This is a genomic window from Streptomyces sp. NPDC013317 (genome assembly GCF_055563155.1).
The window spans coordinates 767436-782612 of sequence record NZ_JBVHDX010000002.1; the positions used below are offsets into that span (position 1 = coordinate 767436).

At 71.3% G+C, this 15177-nt stretch carries 18 protein-coding genes; 4 read left to right on the top strand and 14 right to left on the bottom strand.

Features of this window, described 5'->3' with window-relative positions; all coding sequences use genetic code 11:
• Window positions 1-240: 240 nt before the first annotated feature.
• Complete coding sequence (locus ACZ3IJ_RS08215) at window positions 241-1002, bottom strand: isoprenyl transferase (RefSeq protein ID WP_391798721.1); 762 nt, start codon at window positions 1000-1002, stop codon at window positions 241-243.
• Window positions 1003-1112: 110 nt separating this feature from the next.
• Between ACZ3IJ_RS08215 and mgrA the strand changes: the two genes are divergently transcribed.
• Window positions 1113-2150 carry an L-glyceraldehyde 3-phosphate reductase gene (mgrA, locus tag ACZ3IJ_RS08220; RefSeq protein ID WP_467466832.1) on the top strand — a complete coding sequence of 346 codons (1038 nt, stop codon included), beginning with the start codon at window positions 1113-1115 and terminating at the stop codon, window positions 2148-2150.
• Between the two features lie 396 nt (window positions 2151-2546).
• Here mgrA and ACZ3IJ_RS08225 read toward each other — a convergent pair whose 3' ends face one another.
• Window positions 2547-2912: a winged helix-turn-helix transcriptional regulator gene (locus tag ACZ3IJ_RS08225; protein WP_352190482.1), complete on the bottom strand. Its 366-nt coding sequence runs from the start codon at window positions 2910-2912 to the stop codon at window positions 2547-2549.
• 129 nt (window positions 2913-3041) lie between these two features.
• On the opposite strand from ACZ3IJ_RS08225, the gene ACZ3IJ_RS08230 reads away from it, so the two are divergent.
• Complete coding sequence (locus ACZ3IJ_RS08230) at window positions 3042-4199, top strand: winged helix DNA-binding domain-containing protein (RefSeq protein ID WP_467466834.1); 1158 nt, start codon at window positions 3042-3044, stop codon at window positions 4197-4199.
• 74 nt (window positions 4200-4273) lie between these two features.
• Here the strand turns inward: ACZ3IJ_RS08230 and ACZ3IJ_RS08235 are convergent, their stop codons facing one another.
• A complete protein-coding gene (locus tag ACZ3IJ_RS08235; RefSeq protein WP_467466836.1) occupies window positions 4274-5800 on the bottom strand; it encodes a DUF2079 domain-containing protein in 1527 nt (508 codons plus the stop codon).
• 25 nt (window positions 5801-5825) lie between these two features.
• On the bottom strand, window positions 5826-6707 hold the full coding sequence (locus ACZ3IJ_RS08240) for a prepilin peptidase (protein WP_467466838.1): 882 nt from the start codon (window positions 6705-6707) through the stop codon (window positions 5826-5828).
• A 40-nt stretch (window positions 6708-6747) separates the two neighbouring features.
• On the opposite strand from ACZ3IJ_RS08240, the gene ACZ3IJ_RS08245 reads away from it, so the two are divergent.
• A complete protein-coding gene (locus tag ACZ3IJ_RS08245) occupies window positions 6748-7107 on the top strand; it encodes a DUF192 domain-containing protein (RefSeq protein WP_467466839.1) in 360 nt (119 codons plus the stop codon).
• Here ACZ3IJ_RS08245 and ACZ3IJ_RS08250 read toward each other — a convergent pair.
• Window positions 7079-8212, bottom strand: coding sequence for a hypothetical protein (locus tag ACZ3IJ_RS08250; RefSeq protein ID WP_467466840.1), 1134 nt, complete (start codon window positions 8210-8212; stop codon window positions 7079-7081). The genes ACZ3IJ_RS08245 and ACZ3IJ_RS08250 overlap by 29 nt on opposite strands.
• Before the next feature lie 194 nt (window positions 8213-8406).
• On the bottom strand, window positions 8407-8772 hold the full coding sequence (locus tag ACZ3IJ_RS08255) for a DUF7674 family protein (RefSeq protein WP_467466842.1): 366 nt from the start codon (window positions 8770-8772) through the stop codon (window positions 8407-8409).
• Between the two features lie 124 nt (window positions 8773-8896).
• Here ACZ3IJ_RS08255 and ACZ3IJ_RS08260 point away from each other — a divergent pair, with 124 nt between their 5' ends.
• On the top strand, window positions 8897-9883 hold the full coding sequence (locus ACZ3IJ_RS08260; RefSeq protein WP_467466843.1) for an endonuclease domain-containing protein: 987 nt from the start codon (window positions 8897-8899) through the stop codon (window positions 9881-9883).
• Window positions 9884-9956: 73 nt separating this feature from the next.
• Here the strand turns inward: ACZ3IJ_RS08260 and ACZ3IJ_RS08265 are convergent, their stop codons facing one another.
• The 8 genes from ACZ3IJ_RS08265 to ACZ3IJ_RS08300 all read right to left on the bottom strand — a co-directional run bounded on the left by ACZ3IJ_RS08265 (window position 9957) and on the right by ACZ3IJ_RS08300 (window position 15170).
• The gene (locus ACZ3IJ_RS08265) at window positions 9957-10499 is read right to left on the bottom strand and encodes a DUF1707 SHOCT-like domain-containing protein (protein WP_467466844.1); all 543 of its coding nucleotides are present in this window, start codon (window positions 10497-10499) and stop codon (window positions 9957-9959) included.
• Between the two features lie 13 nt (window positions 10500-10512).
• Window positions 10513-11118 carry a GNAT family N-acetyltransferase gene (locus tag ACZ3IJ_RS08270; RefSeq protein ID WP_467466845.1) on the bottom strand — a complete coding sequence of 202 codons (606 nt, stop codon included), beginning with the start codon at window positions 11116-11118 and terminating at the stop codon, window positions 10513-10515.
• Between the two features lie 191 nt (window positions 11119-11309).
• Window positions 11310-11912, bottom strand: a complete 603-nt coding sequence (locus ACZ3IJ_RS08275; protein WP_467466846.1) for an OmpA family protein — start codon at window positions 11910-11912, stop codon at window positions 11310-11312.
• 11 nt (window positions 11913-11923) lie between these two features.
• Window positions 11924-12463, bottom strand: a complete 540-nt coding sequence (locus tag ACZ3IJ_RS08280; RefSeq protein WP_467466847.1) for a hypothetical protein — start codon at window positions 12461-12463, stop codon at window positions 11924-11926.
• Window positions 12464-12525: 62 nt separating this feature from the next.
• Window positions 12526-13191, bottom strand: a complete 666-nt coding sequence (locus ACZ3IJ_RS08285; protein ID WP_467466965.1) for a pilus assembly protein TadG-related protein — start codon at window positions 13189-13191, stop codon at window positions 12526-12528.
• A 2-nt stretch (window positions 13192-13193) separates the two neighbouring features.
• Window positions 13194-13409 (bottom strand): Flp family type IVb pilin, encoded by a 216-nt coding sequence (locus ACZ3IJ_RS08290; RefSeq protein WP_467466967.1) that lies wholly within the window; start codon window positions 13407-13409, stop codon window positions 13194-13196.
• A 126-nt stretch (window positions 13410-13535) separates the two neighbouring features.
• On the bottom strand, window positions 13536-14237 hold the full coding sequence (locus tag ACZ3IJ_RS08295) for a response regulator (RefSeq protein WP_467466848.1): 702 nt from the start codon (window positions 14235-14237) through the stop codon (window positions 13536-13538).
• 45 nt (window positions 14238-14282) lie between these two features.
• Window positions 14283-15170 (bottom strand): DUF5936 domain-containing protein, encoded by an 888-nt coding sequence (locus tag ACZ3IJ_RS08300; RefSeq protein ID WP_391798735.1) that lies wholly within the window; start codon window positions 15168-15170, stop codon window positions 14283-14285.
• Window positions 15171-15177 lie beyond the last annotated feature (7 nt).

A 15177-nucleotide genomic window follows, 5' to 3' on the forward strand; every position in this document is an offset into this window, starting at 1 on the left:
TGCACGGTCGTCCTGGTGCAACGGGCCTCCCGGGTGGCGGTCTCCGTGCCGCTCACTCTGGAAGGGGTATTCCCGCGAAAAGACTCAGCCATGCCATGGCATATGACGACGTGTTCGTGAACAGAGTCGAACGTCCGGTGATCGTCCGGCGACGGAGTCCGTGCTTCCGTGCTGCTTCCGTGCTGCGCCCGTGCTTCTCCGTGCTGCGTCCGGTGGGTTTCCGCGGTCCCCGAGGTTCGCTCAGGTGCCGTAGCGACGGTGACGGGCGGCGTAGTCGCGCAGGGCCCGCAGGAAGTCGACCTTGCGGAAGGCCGGCCAGTGGACCTCGCAGAAGTAGTACTCGGAGTGCGCGCTCTGCCACAGCATGAAGCCCGACAGGCGCTGCTCGCCGCTCGTACGGATCACCAGGTCCGGATCGGGCTGGCCGCGCGTGTAGAGGTGCTCCGAGATGTGCTCGACGTCGACGATCTCGGCGAGCTCCTCGAAGCTCGTCCCCTTCTCCGCGTGCTCCAGGAGCAGCGAGCGGACCGCGTCCGCGATCTCCTGGCGGCCTCCGTAGCCCACGGCGACGTTCACGAGTATCCCCGTGTTGTCGTGCGTGGCCTGCTCGGCCTCCTTCAGTACGGACTGGGTACGGGCCGGCAGCAGGTCCAGCGTGCCCACGTGGTGCACGCGCCAGCGGCCGTCGGAGGCCAGGGCGCGCACCGCGCCCTCGATGATCGAGAGCAGCGGGCCCAGCTGGTCCTCGGGCCGGTTCAGGTTGTCCGTCGAGAGCATCCAGAGCGTGACGACCTCGACGTCCGTCTCGGCGCACCAGCCGAGCAGTTCCTGGATCTTGTCCGCGCCGGCCTTGTGGCCCTGCTCGGGGGTTCCACCGGAGGCCTTGGCCCAGCGCCGGTTGCCGTCGAGGATGACACCGATGTGCTTCGGCACCTGGGCGTGATCGAGGCGGCCTTCCACCCGGCGTGCGTAGAGCCCGTACACCAGGTCGCGCAGGTTCACTGTTCTTAACCCCTCCATGCTGCGGCGGCCCCCGAAGCCGACACACTACTGCGGACGGGTAACAGGCTCCCAGCCCGGGACTGTCACAAGTCCGTGATAAGCAGAGATACGTGACTGATTCCCCGATCTACCGCGCCTCCGCGGACCGCTACGAGCACATGGAGTACCGCCGCACCGGCCGCAGCGGACTCAAGCTTCCCGCCGTCTCCCTCGGCCTCTGGCACAACTTCGGCGACGACCGCGCGCTCGACACGCAGCGCGCGATCCTGCGCCGCGCCTTCGACCTCGGCGTCACCCACTTCGACCTGGCGAACAACTACGGACCGCCCCCGGGGTCCGCCGAGCTGAACTTCGGCAAGATCTTCGCCCAGGACTTCGCCCGGTACCGGGACGAGCTGATCGTCTCCACCAAGGCCGGCTACGAGATGCACCCCGGCCCGTACGGCGAGTGGGGCTCCCGCAAGTACCTGATGTCCTCGCTCGACGCCTCCCTGAAGCGGATGGGCCTCGACTACGTCGACATCTTCTACTCGCACCGCTTCGACCCGCACACCCCGCTGGAGGAGACGATGGGGGCGCTCGCCTCCGCCGTCCAGCAGGGCAAGGCGCTGTACGTCGGCGTCTCGTCCTACAACAGCGAGCAGACGACCGAGGCCGCGCGGCTCCTGAAGGAGATGGGTGTCCCGGCGCTCATCCACCAGCCGTCGTACTCGATGATCAACCGCTGGACCGAGGAGGACGCCCTCCTCGACACGCTGGAGGCGGCCGGTATGGGCTGCATCTCCTTCGTGCCGCTGGCGCAGGGGCTGCTCACCGACAAGTACCTGAAGGGCATCCCGGAGGGCTCGCGGGCCACACAGGGCAAGTCCCTCGACCCGAACCTGCTCTCCGACGAGGTGCTGCGGCGGCTGCACGGCCTGGCCGACATCGCCGAGCGGCGCGGACAGTCGCTGGCGCAGCTGGCGCTCCGCTGGGTGCTGCGCGACGAGCGGATGACCTCCGCGCTGATCGGCGCGTCCAGCGTCGCGCAGCTGGAGGAGAACGTGGCCGCGCTGGCCGGGCCGCCGCTGACGGAGGAGGAGCTGAAGGAGATCGACTCCTTCGCCGTGGACACCGAGGGCACCAACATCTGGGCCGGCCGGGGCTGAGCCTGTCCGGGCCGGCGGGGGCTGTGCCCGTCCGGGCCGACCGGGGGCTGTGCCCGTCCGGGCCGGCGAGGGCCGAGGCGCGAGGCCCGCGGCACGGGGGGCTCGGGGGCGACGCTTCAGGCCGGCTCCACGGGGGCGCGCCAGGCCGTGGGAAAAGAAAACGGGCCGGTCCGTGGGGGGGATACGGACCGGCCCGAGGGGGGGTTTCCACCATAACCCTTCAGAAGCCCTGCTGCGTGCCAAGCAGTGCCGCCGACCTGTGCCGGATGACGCGGAGCCCAGTCGGGACAAGGCTCTTGCGGTGCGCTGGCGGGTTTGCGCCCCGGCGTGGCGGCGGGTTCCGTACCTCCCAAGAGGGACCCACCCCGAAGGGTCCCAGGTTGACGGCGCTCCCCGTCACGCGGCCTCCGCGGACCTCTGCGCCTCCTTGGCGGCGAGGATGTCCGCCATGAAGCGATCACCCCACTCCCCCAGCGGCATCAGCGCGGTGTTCAGCGCCTCGCCGAGCCCCGTGAGGGAGTACTCCACCCGGGGCGGGACCTCCGGGTAGACCTCGCGGTGGACGACCCCGTCCGCCTCCAGCTCCCGCAGCTGCTGGATCAGCACCTTCTCGCTGACGCCCGTGACCTGCCGCCTCAGCTCCCCGAAGCGGATGGCGCCGTGCGCGTGCAGAGCCCACAGGATCAGCGGCTTCCACTTCCCCCCGACCACGTCGACGGCCACCTCGATCCCACAGCCGTACGTCGTCTTCCCCTTGGCCATGCCAACTCCTCGTCTGTCCCGGCTCTTCGACGCGTCGACGCGTCGACCCTCGCCCCTTCGGCCCTTCGGCTCTCCCCTACTCCGCCAAGGCGGACAGGACCTGACCTATTCCGGGCCTACGGTCGACGCATGACGACCTCCACCCCACCACAGGTCACCTGGACGCAGGCCGACGCCCGCAGGATCCGCCGGCAGTTCCTGGACGAGCCGACGGACGCCCCGCCGGCGGCGGTCGCCGCGGCGATGCTCGGCGCGCACGCCCAGGTCCTGTCCGCGGCGGAGCTGTCCGTCGCCCTGCGCACCGCCGACGCCACCCGGGCGGACGTACGGGCGGCCCTGTGGGAGACCGGCACGCTGGTCAAGACGTACGGCCCGCGCGGCACGGTCCATCTGCTGCCCGCCGCCGACCTGCCGATGTGGACCGGCGCCCTGTCGGCCGTCCCCGGCGGGGCGAGCCCGATGCCGCCGGACGTACGGATGACCGCCGAGCAGACCGACCAGGTCCTGGCCGCCGTCGCGGACGCCCTGACGGACACCGAGCTGACCGTCGACGAACTCACGGACGCCATCGTGGCGCGCACCGGGCCCTGGGCGGGCGAGCGGGTGATGGAGGCCTTCCAGGACAAGTGGCCCCGCTGGCGGCAGATCACCCATCTGGCGGGACACCGCGGGGTGCTGTGCTTCGGCCGGGACCGGGGCCGGAAGGTCACGTACACCAACCCGGGGGTGCGTCCGGCGGAGGGCACGACGGCCCTCCGCGATCTGGTGGAACGCTACCTGTACGCCTACGGGCCGGCGTCTCCCCAGCACTTCGCGAAGTGGCTGGCGGCGCCCGCGGGCTGGGCGAACGGGCTGTTCGCCTCGCTGGCCGAGGCCGGCCGGATCGAGGAGGTCTCCTTCGACGGCGCGGCCGGCTGGGTCGTCGCAGGAGACTCCGACTTTCCGGACCCGCGGCCCGCACGCGGGGTGCGGCTGCTGCCGTACTTCGACGCCTTCACCATCGCCTCGCAGCCGCGCGACCGGCTCTTCCCGGGCGCCGCCCACGGCAGGGCGCTGGCGGGCGGCCAGGCCGGGAACTACCCCGTGCTCCTCGTGGACGGAACGGTCGCGGGGGTCTGGCACCAGCGGCGCTCGGGAAAGCGGATCACGTTGACGGTCGAGCCGCTGAAGCCGCTGAGCGCGGCCCGCCTCCGGGACGTGGAGGCCCAGGCCGACCGCGTGGCGACGATCCTGGAGGGCCGTCCGGACCTGGTGGTGGGCACGGTGACGGTGGGACCGCACGCCTGAAGCGTGTTTCGAAAGTAGCGTCGTTCGTCCGAAGGGGCGTGGCCCCCGGCCGGACGGGGCTTTCGAAACACGCTTCAGGAGGCGCGGCGGAGGAGCGTGATGCCGTCGCGGGCGGCCACGACCTCGTAGCCGTGCGACTCCTGTGCCGCCTTCAGCTCCCTCTCCTGCTGCTCCTTCGGGTACGGCCACGGGCCGCTCTGCTGGGGCCAGGCCTCCGGCGGTACGGCGTCGTAGACGATCCACTCGGCCGTGGGGGCCGGCAGCGGGCCGGTCTCCCGGAGGTCGAGGCGGGCGTCCACCGGGAACGTCGGGAAGATCACCACCTCGCAGCGCGAAGTGAGTTGCGGGGCCAGCCGGTTGGAGGCGGCGACGGTGGCACCGTCCGGGATGCGGTCGAGCAGCGCCCGCGCGGCCCCGATGTGCGGCGTGGTCCGCCAGGTGGGCCGCTGGGCGAGCTGGGCCAGGGGGAACGCCGGGATCATCACCACGGTCACGGCGAGGACGACGGCGAGCGAGGCACGCACGTTCCGGGCGGACGCACCGGGGGACGGCGACTCCCTGGCCGCCTGTCGTTCCCGGCCCAGGACGTCGATCAGGCCGGCGAAGACGACCGGCATCAGGATCGCGCTGTAGTGGTACGCCGTGCCCCAGTGGAAGGTGTTCTCCGAGAACATCCGCCAGCCGAGCGTGGGCACGGCGATCAGCGAGAGCGGCGAGCGCAGGGCGAGCAGCGCCGACGGGGCGAAGACCAGGATCAGTGTCATCGCCTTGATGTCCGGGCGCAGTGCGTCGATCGGGGCGTGGGCGAGGGTGGAGAGCAGCGAGCCGTGCCCGTCGGCGAGGTGACCACCGTGCGCGTAGGCGCCGCCCGGGTTGAACGCCGGCAGCAGCAGCTTCACCTCGACCAGCGAGCCGAGCAGACCGACCGCCGCCGTGGCGGCCCCGAGCCGCCGCGGCCCCTTCAACGCGACATGGACACCGACGGCCGCAAGGGTCAGCCCGAGGTCCTCCTTGACGAGGAGCAGGGGCGCCGCCCAGGCGACGGCGACACCCCAGCGCCGGCGCCCCAGCGCCTCGAGCGCGAACGCGAGCAGCGGAACGGCGAGCGCGACCTCGTGGAAGTCGAAGGCGGCCGCGGAGGCGACGCCCCAGCTGAGCCCGTACCCGGCGGCGACCACGTGCGCGGCCCGGGTGCCGAGCGCGCGCCGCGCCCAGCGCGCCAGGGGGACGACGGCGAGGGCGAGCAGGGCCGACTGGGCGACCAGCAGACAGAGGGGCGAGGGCCAGAGACGGTAGAAGGGAGCGAGGGCGGCGAGGAGCGGGTGGAAGTGATCGCCCAGGAGATGGAAGCCCGGGCCGCGCAAGGGGACGACCGGGGCCCGGAGTTCGGCGTACGCGCGGACGGCCTGCTCGAAGATGCCCAGGTCGTAGCCGGTGGTCCGCAGGAGCTGGTGGCGGCGTACGGCGACGGTCGCGTAGAGGAGACACAGGCCCGCTGCCCACGCCCAGGGGAGGACGGCGGGCCGCCGGTACCAGGGCACGGGAGGCGGAGTGGCCTCCCGTGGCGACACCACGGGCAGATTGTCAGTCATTGTCCGCATGTGCCGGAATGCTAGGCCGCGGACCTCAGGGCGAGGCGGAGAGCGCGCCGAGGAGCAGCCCGACCAGGGCACCGCCGATCATGAACGGCCCGAAGGGGATCACCGACCTCCCGCTCCCACGCCGGAGGACGACCAGACCGAGCCCGTACAGCGAGCCCGCGAGGAAGGCCGCGACGGAACCGACGAAGAGAACACCCCAGCCGTACCAGCCCAGAGCCGCGCCCACGCCGAGCGCGAGCTTGACGTCGCCCAGGCCCATGCCGCTCGGACGGATCAGGAACAGCACGAGATACCCGGCACCCAGCGCGACTCCGCCGAGCAGCGCATGGAACCAGGAGCCGGCGTCGTACGGCAGGAGTTCGGCACCGAGCAGGAGCAGCGGGACGGCCGCGGCGAGCGGGAGCGTGAGCGGGTCGGGCAGCCGGTGGACACGCACGTCGACGGTGGCGAGGAGCACGCCGAACGGTCCGAGGAGCAGCCAGACGGCGAGTTCGGGACGCGGCCCGGTGACGGCGGCGAGAGCGGCACAGGCGACTGCCGTGAGGAGCGGCGCGGTGAGGACGGTACGGAGGGGGACGGTGAAGGCAGGGCGCAGGGGAACGGCGAAGGCAGCCCGGAGGGGGACGGTGAGCGCGGTGCGGAGGGGGACGGTACGGCGTGGGGCCGTCCCGGGGCGCGTGGAGGTTGCGGGAGCCGTCGGGCCGGACTCGGACGGATGGGTCGCACAGGCCGCGCACACCGGAGCGCCCAGCCAGCCGCGCGCCGGCCCCACCAGTGCGTGACCCGACCCGCAGGTGTCCCGCCACGGCTCCTCCGGATCGACCGACAGCCGGTACGCGGCGCGCGGCACCAACAACCCGGTGGCGGCACCCCACAGCACGGCGACGGCGATCAGCGTGGCTAACACCCGCCGCACCCTACCCAGCCGCACCGCTACCGTCTCCCCCATGGGGAGATGGCAGGACGGGACGGGAACGCTGACCGTGCCCACGGGGCAGGTCGTGCTGGAGATCGCGGCCACCTACCGGGCACGCCGAAAAGGCCTCCTCGGCCGGGACGGGATCGAGGGCGCGATGCTCATCACCCCGACCAACAGCATCCACACCTTCGGCATGCGCTTCCCCATCGACGTGGCCTACCTCGACCGGAACCTCACGGTCCTCGCCGTGGTGACCATGCGGCCGGGACGCCTCGGCATGGTGCGCCCGCGCGCCCGGCACGTCCTGGAGGCCGAGGGCGGGGCGATGGCGGGCTGGGGTCTGCGCGAAGGCGTCCGGGTCACGGCGGTCCCGACCCCAGCAACGTGAACGCGCCGTACACGCCCGACCCGAGCGCGAGGCCGGTGAGCACCAGGACGCGGTTGCGCACCCGAAGGCGTACGAGCGCGGCCGCGGCCGGCAGCAGAAGGCCGAACGCGGGCATCATCAGACGCGGCCGGGAGCCGAAGTAGGCGGCGCCGATGAGCGACACGACGACGACCCCGATCGTGTACACGAGCAGCGGCAGCGGCTGCCCCTGCCGTACGCACAGCACGACCAGCCACCCGAGCAGGCCGAGCGCCGCGCACAGCCCGAGCGCGGCGAGCGGCGGCAGGCCCCAGATGAAGCGGGCGAGGGCGACACCGCCGTCGACGGAGTTCCCCCAGGCCGCCTGGACGTCGAAGTACGCGGTGGCGCTGCCCTCGCGCACGCCGACGTAGACGATGTACGCGAGCCAGCCGAGGGGCGCGAGGAGGACGCCGGCCACCATGCGGGCGGGCAGCTCCCGTTCGCGTACGACGGAGACGAGGGCCGTGATCCCGAGGGCGGCGATCAGCGCGGCGGCCGTCGGCCGGGTGAGCCCGGCGCACGCGCACAGCGCTCCGGCGAGGATCCAGCGGCCGCGCAGCACGGCCAGGACCGACCAGGCGGCGAGGGCGGTGAAGAGCGTCTCGGTGTACGCCATCGACTGCACGAACGCGGTCGGGTACACGCCCCAGAGGACGGCCAGCACGACACCGGCCGGCCGGCCGGCGACATGGGAGCCGACCGCGTAGATGCCCCAGGCGGCGGCGAGCGAGGCGGTCCAGGAGACGAGGAGCCCGGCGGTGGCGGCGTCGACGGGGAGGACGGTGGACAGGGCCCGTTCGAGCGCCGGGAAGAGGGGGAAGAACGCCAGATCGGAGTGGACGCTGCCGTTGGGGAGGGTGACCTCGTACCCGTAACCGTTCTTCGCGATCCGGACATACCAGACGGAGTCCCAGCGGCCCGACAGTCGGTGCAGCCCGTCCTTGCCGGTCGCGACGGCGGCGAGGGCGAGGATCGCGAGGCCGATGAGGCGGGTGGCGGCGTAGCCGCCGAGAGCCACGGCGGGCGAATCGGGTGTACGGAACGACAGAGACGAGCGGGGCGAAGGGGGCCGGTCTGGGGACATGCGCTCGATTATGTCCGGCGGCCGGGAGCGGTCGGTGGCCTGGCCGGGGGCCGGGGCTCGGGGCCCGGGGCGGCGGCCCGGAGGCCGAGGGCGGCGGCCCGGGGGCCGGGGGCCGAGGGGGGCGGCCCGGGGGCCGGGGGCCGAGGGGGGCGGCCCGGGGGCCGGGGCTCGGGGGACGGGCCCTGGGGCGGCGCTCACCCCGAGGGGCGGATGCGTCCGAAACGCGCGGCCATGACCGGGCCGAGTTCCCTGACGATGGCGTACCCGGGCTCGTGGGGGTACGGCAGATCGTTGAGGAACGAGGTGACGATGACCTCGTCGACGCCCAGCTCCCCGCGAGCGCTCTGCTCCTCCAGGAACTCCAGCGTGCGTCGCCAGTCGGCGGCGGCCGGGTCCTCCCCGAGGAACGAGCGCACGGTGTTCTGGACGACGTCCCAGAAGAACACGTGCGGAAGCACGCCGCCCTGACTGAACACATGGTCGTCGTACGCGCCCCGGAACTCGGGGATCCGTGTCACAAGATCGCTGACCAGTCGCACGCTGGGGGATGTCGTTTCCATCGGCAGTCCACTTCGGAGCAGCAGTCCCGGCGCCCGTTCCGCCCGTTCCGACCAGGATGCGGCATAGAGGCACAAGTTATCCACAGGGGATGCGAACGTTCGCCCGTCCGTGGATCGTTGGGGCATGAGAGGAGAGACGGAGGAACTGGTGAGGGTCGCCCGGGGCGGGGTGCTCCTCACGGTGTGGGCGTACGGAGCAGGCTGGTCGCGGGGCCGGGCGACGAGAAGGCTCCGCGCGGACGGATGGCAGCGCATCTGCCAGGGAGCCTGGGCGGCCCCCGGCAAGGAGGTCGACTGGCGCGTCCGCGCCAGAGCCCACCAACTGCTCCGCCCTGAGCTGGTGTGCAGCCACGGCACGGCGGCGGCACTGCACCGGATCGAGGTACTGGGGGAGCTCGGGGGGATCGGGGGGAGGGGGGTGGGGCCCCCGGGGGAAGCGGACGCCTCGGAGGTGCTGGACTTCACCGTGCCCCGCCCCGGCCGGTCCTCCCGTACCGCCGAGGGGGTGCGCGTCCACTCCACGGAGTTCCTCACCGCCGGCGACTGTGTCATGCGCGGAGGCCTGCGGGCGACGAGCCCCGCGCGGACGGTCGGCGACCTGATACGGGGCTGCGGCACCCGCGAGCACGCGGTCGTGGTCGCGGACTCGGCCCTGTCGCGCCGCACGGTCCGGGGTGTGCGCCGCGAGCCGCTCGTCCACCGCGAGGAGCTGGTGGCCGAGCTGTCCGCACCCCGGCCGGGCGCGACCCGGGCCCGCCGCTGGCTGCCGTTCGCCGACCCGGCGTGCGGCTCCCCGGCGGAGACGGTCGCCCGCCTCCGTATGCGGGACGCGGGCCTGCGCCCCGAGTCCCAGCCGCTGCTCCACACCCGCGGGGGCCGCTCCCTTCGCCCCGACTTCCTCTTCCGGGTTCAGGGCCTGGCGGTCGAGATCGAGGGGTACGCCTTCCACGGCAGCCGCCAGGCACACGACCGGGACATCCGCCGCTACAACGACCTCGCGGACTGCCCGGAGGTCCGCCGGGTCCTCCGCTTCACGGCGCGGGACGTGTTCCTCCGCCCGGAGGCTGTGATCGCGACGATCCGGGGGGTGCTGGGGCAGTTGGGCACGTGAGCGAAAGCCCGGAGCAGGCGGGGGGTGGTACTGCAGGGGTACGGGCGGGCGGTACGGCAGGCGGGCCGGGAGTTCAGCGCTTCGCGTGCCGGATCTTCAGCCGCCCGTACCCCATGGCCCCGGAGATCCGGATCGTGGGTCCGGTGCGGTGGGAACCGGTCCGAGGCTTGGAGCGCACGTCCTTCCACCCCGTGGTCAGACCCTCGACGTCGACGATCGCGTCGCGCGGCACCGTGATCTTGGCTCTGCCGGTGCCGAGTTGGAGCTCTATGTCGACGGTCGCATGCTCGATGACGGCCCGGGACAGGTCCAGACGCACCCTGCCGAACGCGGACTCGATCTTCAGGTTCCGAGGCACCCGCCATGCGCCGCGCCGCTTGATGCGCCCGCTCGCGGCACCGATCGTGGACGTCGTGGCCTCCGGCTCCTCCGGGAGCGAGGCCAGAGCGGTCGCGAGCTCGCGGTGGGTCGTGACGGTGAACACCTGGTGGAGGCTGCGGTCCAGGTCCTCGTGCGCGACGTGCCCGTCGGCGTACGCCTCCTGCAGGCGCCGCACAGCCCTGTCGCGGTCGTCCTCGCTGATCGATCGCGGTCCGTCCTCCGGCAATGCGGTCACCTTGGCACCCTCCTCACGGGGCGGCGGGTCGGTAGACGAATCCACTCAAGGGCGAGAGGACCTTCCAGCCGAGCGATTCGTAGAGCGCCCGGCCCTGGACGGTCGCCCCGAGGATGCCGGTGGACACCCCGTTCTCGATGGCCGCGTTGGTGAGTGTGTCCATCACCATCGTTCCGAGGCCACGGCGCTGGTGGGCCGGGTCGGTGACGATCTGGTCGAAGACGCAGGCGGTACCGGTCAGACCTGTCTGACCGCACGCGGCGAGTTCCCCGTCGGCGCTCTGGATGCGTACGTAGGTGACGCCACTGGTGGTCTTGACGGTGGCGGTGTAGCCCTCCGGCCCCTGAACGCGCGAGGGGCGCAGGTCGATGGCCATCAGGTAGCAGGGATCGGTGGGTTCCCAGGCGGACGAGACCCAGGGTTCCATGGCGTGGGGCGGGAGGAACGCTTTAACGCACGTGGTGGGTTCGGTCACCGAGTCGATGAGCCGGCGGGCGGTTCCGGCGTCGGCGTCCGTGTCGGTGTCGAGGAGGACGTGCCGGACCGCCTGGGTCGGCTGTCCGACCTCGATACGGAGTCCCCAGGGCACGTCCACCGGCTTGGGTGTCCCCCGGGACACGGCCCAGCCTTCGGCCCACGACCGTGCAGTCGCCCACATTGACCCCACCCCCGAGACACGTCTGCCGGCACGAGGCGAGGGAGTCCACGGCCGGTGTGTGAAGACCGCCCCGGACGCCCACGCCATCGCACTGTACGGGACGACGACCGACAGCGAATCGCCCACGGCCGCGGGCCACTTGGGCAGATTCTCTAGGGACTGGTGCGGGGGAAGGAGATCTCGACGCGGCGGTTCTTGGTGCGGCCTTCCTCGGTGGCGTTGTCGGCGATCGGGTAGTCCTCGCTGTACCCGCGGATGTCGAAGGTCTTGCCCGGGTCGAGCGTCTTGGACAGCTCCTGTTGCACGGCGTCGGCGCGCTGCTTGGAGAGCTTGAGTCCGTGCTCGTACGTCCCGAGGTTGTCGGTGAACCCGAAGACGCGGACGCGGCTGGAGTTCTGCTTGTTGATCTCCAGGGCGATGGCGGCGATACGGGCGGTGGCAGCGGGGCTGAGCTTGGCGCTGTCCTTGCCGAAGAGCACCTCGGCCTGGAGGGCGAAGGTCACGTCGACATTGGTGTCCTCCCGCCGCTGTTCCCCGCCTTCCTCCTCGACGACCTGCTTGATGTCGAGGACCTTGGGTGCGGCGAGGGTGGCTCCGTCGGGAAGCATGAGTTCGGGCGAGTTGGCGTCGATCTCGGGGGGCGGGGAGGCGCTGGAGGTGGAGTTGGGGGGATCGTCGGCGAGTGCGGGGATGGCCGTACCGGCGACGAGGAGCAGGGAAGCTGCGGCGAGGGTGACGAGGCGGTGGGGAGTCATGGCGGCGTCCGTCAGGAGAGTTTGATGGTGCCGGGCTCGAAGGTGGGGAGCTGGAAGGTGACCTCGGTGGTCTGTTCTGCGGGGGCGGGGAACTGCATGAAGACTTCGGCGGAGTCTTCGGAGCCCAGGATGTCGAGGCCGGTCGTCGTCAGCGGCCTGCCGTCGGTGTCGCGGAGGACGTAGTAGCGCTTCTTACCCACCGTGTCCACCAGGGTCGCACCCCCCAGGGAACTGCCATGCTTCAGAACCTCGGTTTCGTTCCCCTTCACTCCGGCCGGAATCGCCCGCCCTTTGTCGCCGGTGTTCGTCAACCGTCCCTTCACTGTGACGAAGCCTCCGACATCCCGCTTGGCCGACGTAATGGTCAGCTCGAATCCGTCCTGCCCCTTGAGTACGGCCAGCGTCTCCTCCGGCGCTTCCGACTGAGGCTTCTCGTTGCTTTCGCTCTTGTCGGGAGCCGCAAAACTCGCGGACGGCTGACTCTTCGGAGGCTCGTCCTCGCTGCCGCAGCCGGCTACGCCGAGGACCAGGCCGGCCGCGGTGACCGCCACGGCCCACCTCCTGAGGGCCGTCGTTGCGTACCGAACACTCATGAACGGGAATCCTTCGCTTGTCAGTCGGCCAGTCGAACGGTGAAGAGGTCAGCTGCGCTGGGGAGCTCCGGCCGGTCGGGGTCGATCGTCCACGGAACACCGTTGCATGTGAGGCCGAGGATCGGAGCGGGTTCTGTCGGTGTGGGGCTCGGCTCCGGGTCGGGTTCCGGCTCCGGCTCGACGGGAGGTTCGGGCGCCTCTGTAGGTTCAGGAGCCTCGAAGGTGCACAGCGGCTTGATGACGGCGGTGGCCGTCGCTGTGGCGTGCTGGTTCTCCGTATCGGGGACGACTGATCGACCGACGCTGTCGAGAGCACGCACCTTCACCCGGAATCCGTACTCGCCGAGCGGGAGGGGGTCGCAGCCGCCGTCCAGGAGTTCCGCGCCGTTCTTGGCGGCGAACGAAGCTGCGCTCTGACACGCGGCGTACTCGTCGTACTCGTCGCCCGAGAGGAAGCGATCCCACTCCGTGGGGTCGAGGATGACCGTCAACCAACCGTCCCGCAGCTGGTCGCGCGCATCCTGGGCTGCGGCCAGTGCTGCCGCGTCGGCCGCGGTCTGGGCACCGTTCCGGTTCGCCGCGGCCTGACCGACAGCGAAGTACGCGAACGCGAGGAGGAGCAGGCCGGCCATCACAGTGATGTAGACGGGGAACGCCTGTCCTGAATCCTTCCCCCTGCGAGCCAGCGCTAGTCGAGAAGATCGGCGATCTCGTTCGAGATTGCGGTCTTGATCGTGTTGCCGATGTCCGTGCCACTGATCGCCACAACGATCGCCACCACCACCACGATGATGCCCAGATACTCGACCGCAGTCTGCCCACGGTCGTTCGCAGCCCTCGCTCGGATCCAGCCGCCGAGGCGCGCCTTCGTCGTCATCGCAGCCTTCAGCATGAGGTCGTTCATGGTCGTCCCCTCCGGATTCGTACGTCCCCGTGCCGATGCCGAACTCGGCAGGTGCACGGTACGCCCCCAACCCCTCCTCCCCACAGGGCCCGTAGGCCCAAACACGGGCCCACCTCGGCATGTGTGTCATGACGCCGCCCGGGTGCCCAGCCAGGCTGCTATGGCTTCGCTGCGGGTGGCGGCGTGGAGTTTGGCGAAGATGCGGTTGATGTGGTTCTTGACGGTCTTCTCGCTGATGAAGCATGTGCCGGCGATCTGGCGGTTGTTCAGGCCCGACGCGATCAAGTCCATCACCTCCCCCTCCCTCACGCTCAGTCCAAACCGTGCCACATTTGATTGCACCTGCGAAGCCGTTCTGTCAAATCGCAATGAATCCGAGACGATTGGCCTTCCGTAACCATGTGCAGTCGCACCCCGCACCACCCCCACCAAGGCGTTCGCCGCCGTCGGTGTGAAGCGTGCGCGGCCCGCGCGTACGTCGCAGACCGCCGTCACCAGTTCCTCCGCCGTGAACTCGCCGTGGACCAGGTAGCCCCCCGCGCCCAGCCGCAGCGCCTCCTGGACGACCTCGCTCTCCCCGCTGTACGTCAGCATCAGCACCGGCGCCACCCGCACCAGGTGCGGCAGGGCCGTGAGGCCGTCCACGATCGGCATGCGGACGTCGAGGAGGACCACGTCAGGGCGGTGGCGGCGGGTCTCGTCCATCGCCGTGCGGCCGTCGGGGGCCTCCGCGACGACGCGGATGCCCGTGCCGGCGGCGTCGAGCAGGGCCCGCACACCCGCCCGTACGACAGGGTTGTCATCCGCGACGACCACCGTCAGCGTCATCGTGCGTCCACCTCCTCGGCCCCGTGCAGGGTCGTCGTCACCGCGTCACTCCCCCGTGATCGAGCCGAGGTTCGTCCCCGTGCCCAGGAACAGGCCCGCGCCCAGCAGGATCATCGTCGCCGGGACCATCAGCGTCGTGATCACCATCGTGGCCTTGGGGACCGCCTTCGCCGCCTTGCGGCGGGCGTTCTGCGCGTCGGTCCGCCGCATGTCGTTGGCGATCTGTATCAGCGTCTCCACGATCGGCGCGCCCAGCTCCTCGCCCTGCTGGAGCGCCGTGACGAACTGGGCCACCTGTTCGCTGTCGTTGCGCCGGCGCAGTTCGTCGAAGGCCTGCCGCCTGCTCACGCCCATGTCCATCTGGCGGAGCGTGATGCGGAGTTCGTCGGACCAGGGGCCTTCGTACTGGTCCGCCACCCGGTCGAGTGCCTGGCGGAAGCCGAGGCCCGCCGACACCACCACCGCGAGGACGTCGAGGAAGTCCGGCAGCGTCCGCTCGATCTGGTCCTTGCGGATGCGGATCGCCGACCAGATGCCGACCTCGGTCCAGAGCGCGGCGAAGGCGAAGAGCAGCAGCGCGACGAGGACGTCGCCGTTGGAGAGCATGACCAGGCCGCCGAGGCCGCCGAGGAAGCCGTAGACGGCGCGCCTGGCTCCGTACCGGTCTATGGTCAGCCCGCCGGGGTTGCCCGCCAGGTCGATGCGGCGGCGGACGGCGTTGACGCGTTTGGGTCCCATCGCGCGCAGGACGGCGGCGGAGTAGCGCATGCCGAGCCGGTCGACCACGGAGTAGACGGCGCCGGTGCGGGTGGAGCCGACCTCGAGGGCGAGTTGCAGGTCGTCGGGGAGTCTGGCGTCGGCCCGGTAGAGGCGGATGCCGTAGAAGATGCCGGCGACCGAGATGCCGGCGGTCAGGGCGAGCAGAAGTTCCATGTCCGGC

Bases quoted from the DNA above. Each gene is read 5' to 3' on its own strand.
- ACZ3IJ_RS08225 (WP_352190482.1), bottom strand. From the start codon at position 2,912: ATGGCCAAGGGGAAGACGACGTACGGCTGTGGGATCGAGGTGGCCGTC.
- ACZ3IJ_RS08230 (WP_467466834.1), top strand. From the start codon at position 3,042: ATGACGACCTCCACCCCACCACAGGTCACCTGGACGCAGGCCGACGCC.
- ACZ3IJ_RS08235 (WP_467466836.1), bottom strand. From the start codon at position 5,800: ATGCGGACAATGACTGACAATCTGCCCGTGGTGTCGCCACGGGAGGCC.
- ACZ3IJ_RS08245 (WP_467466839.1), top strand. From the start codon at position 6,748: ATGGGGAGATGGCAGGACGGGACGGGAACGCTGACCGTGCCCACGGGG.
- ACZ3IJ_RS08250 (WP_467466840.1), bottom strand. From the start codon at position 8,212: ATGTCCCCAGACCGGCCCCCTTCGCCCCGCTCGTCTCTGTCGTTCCGT.
- ACZ3IJ_RS08255 (WP_467466842.1), bottom strand. From the start codon at position 8,772: ATGGAAACGACATCCCCCAGCGTGCGACTGGTCAGCGATCTTGTGACA.
- ACZ3IJ_RS08260 (WP_467466843.1), top strand. From the start codon at position 8,897: ATGAGAGGAGAGACGGAGGAACTGGTGAGGGTCGCCCGGGGCGGGGTG.
- ACZ3IJ_RS08275 (WP_467466846.1), bottom strand. From the start codon at position 11,912: ATGACTCCCCACCGCCTCGTCACCCTCGCCGCAGCTTCCCTGCTCCTC.
- ACZ3IJ_RS08290 (WP_467466967.1), bottom strand. From the start codon at position 13,409: ATGAACGACCTCATGCTGAAGGCTGCGATGACGACGAAGGCGCGCCTC.
- ACZ3IJ_RS08295 (WP_467466848.1), bottom strand. From the start codon at position 14,237: ATGACGCTGACGGTGGTCGTCGCGGATGACAACCCTGTCGTACGGGCG.
- ACZ3IJ_RS08300 (WP_391798735.1), bottom strand. From the start codon at position 15,170: ATGGAACTTCTGCTCGCCCTGACCGCCGGCATCTCGGTCGCCGGCATC.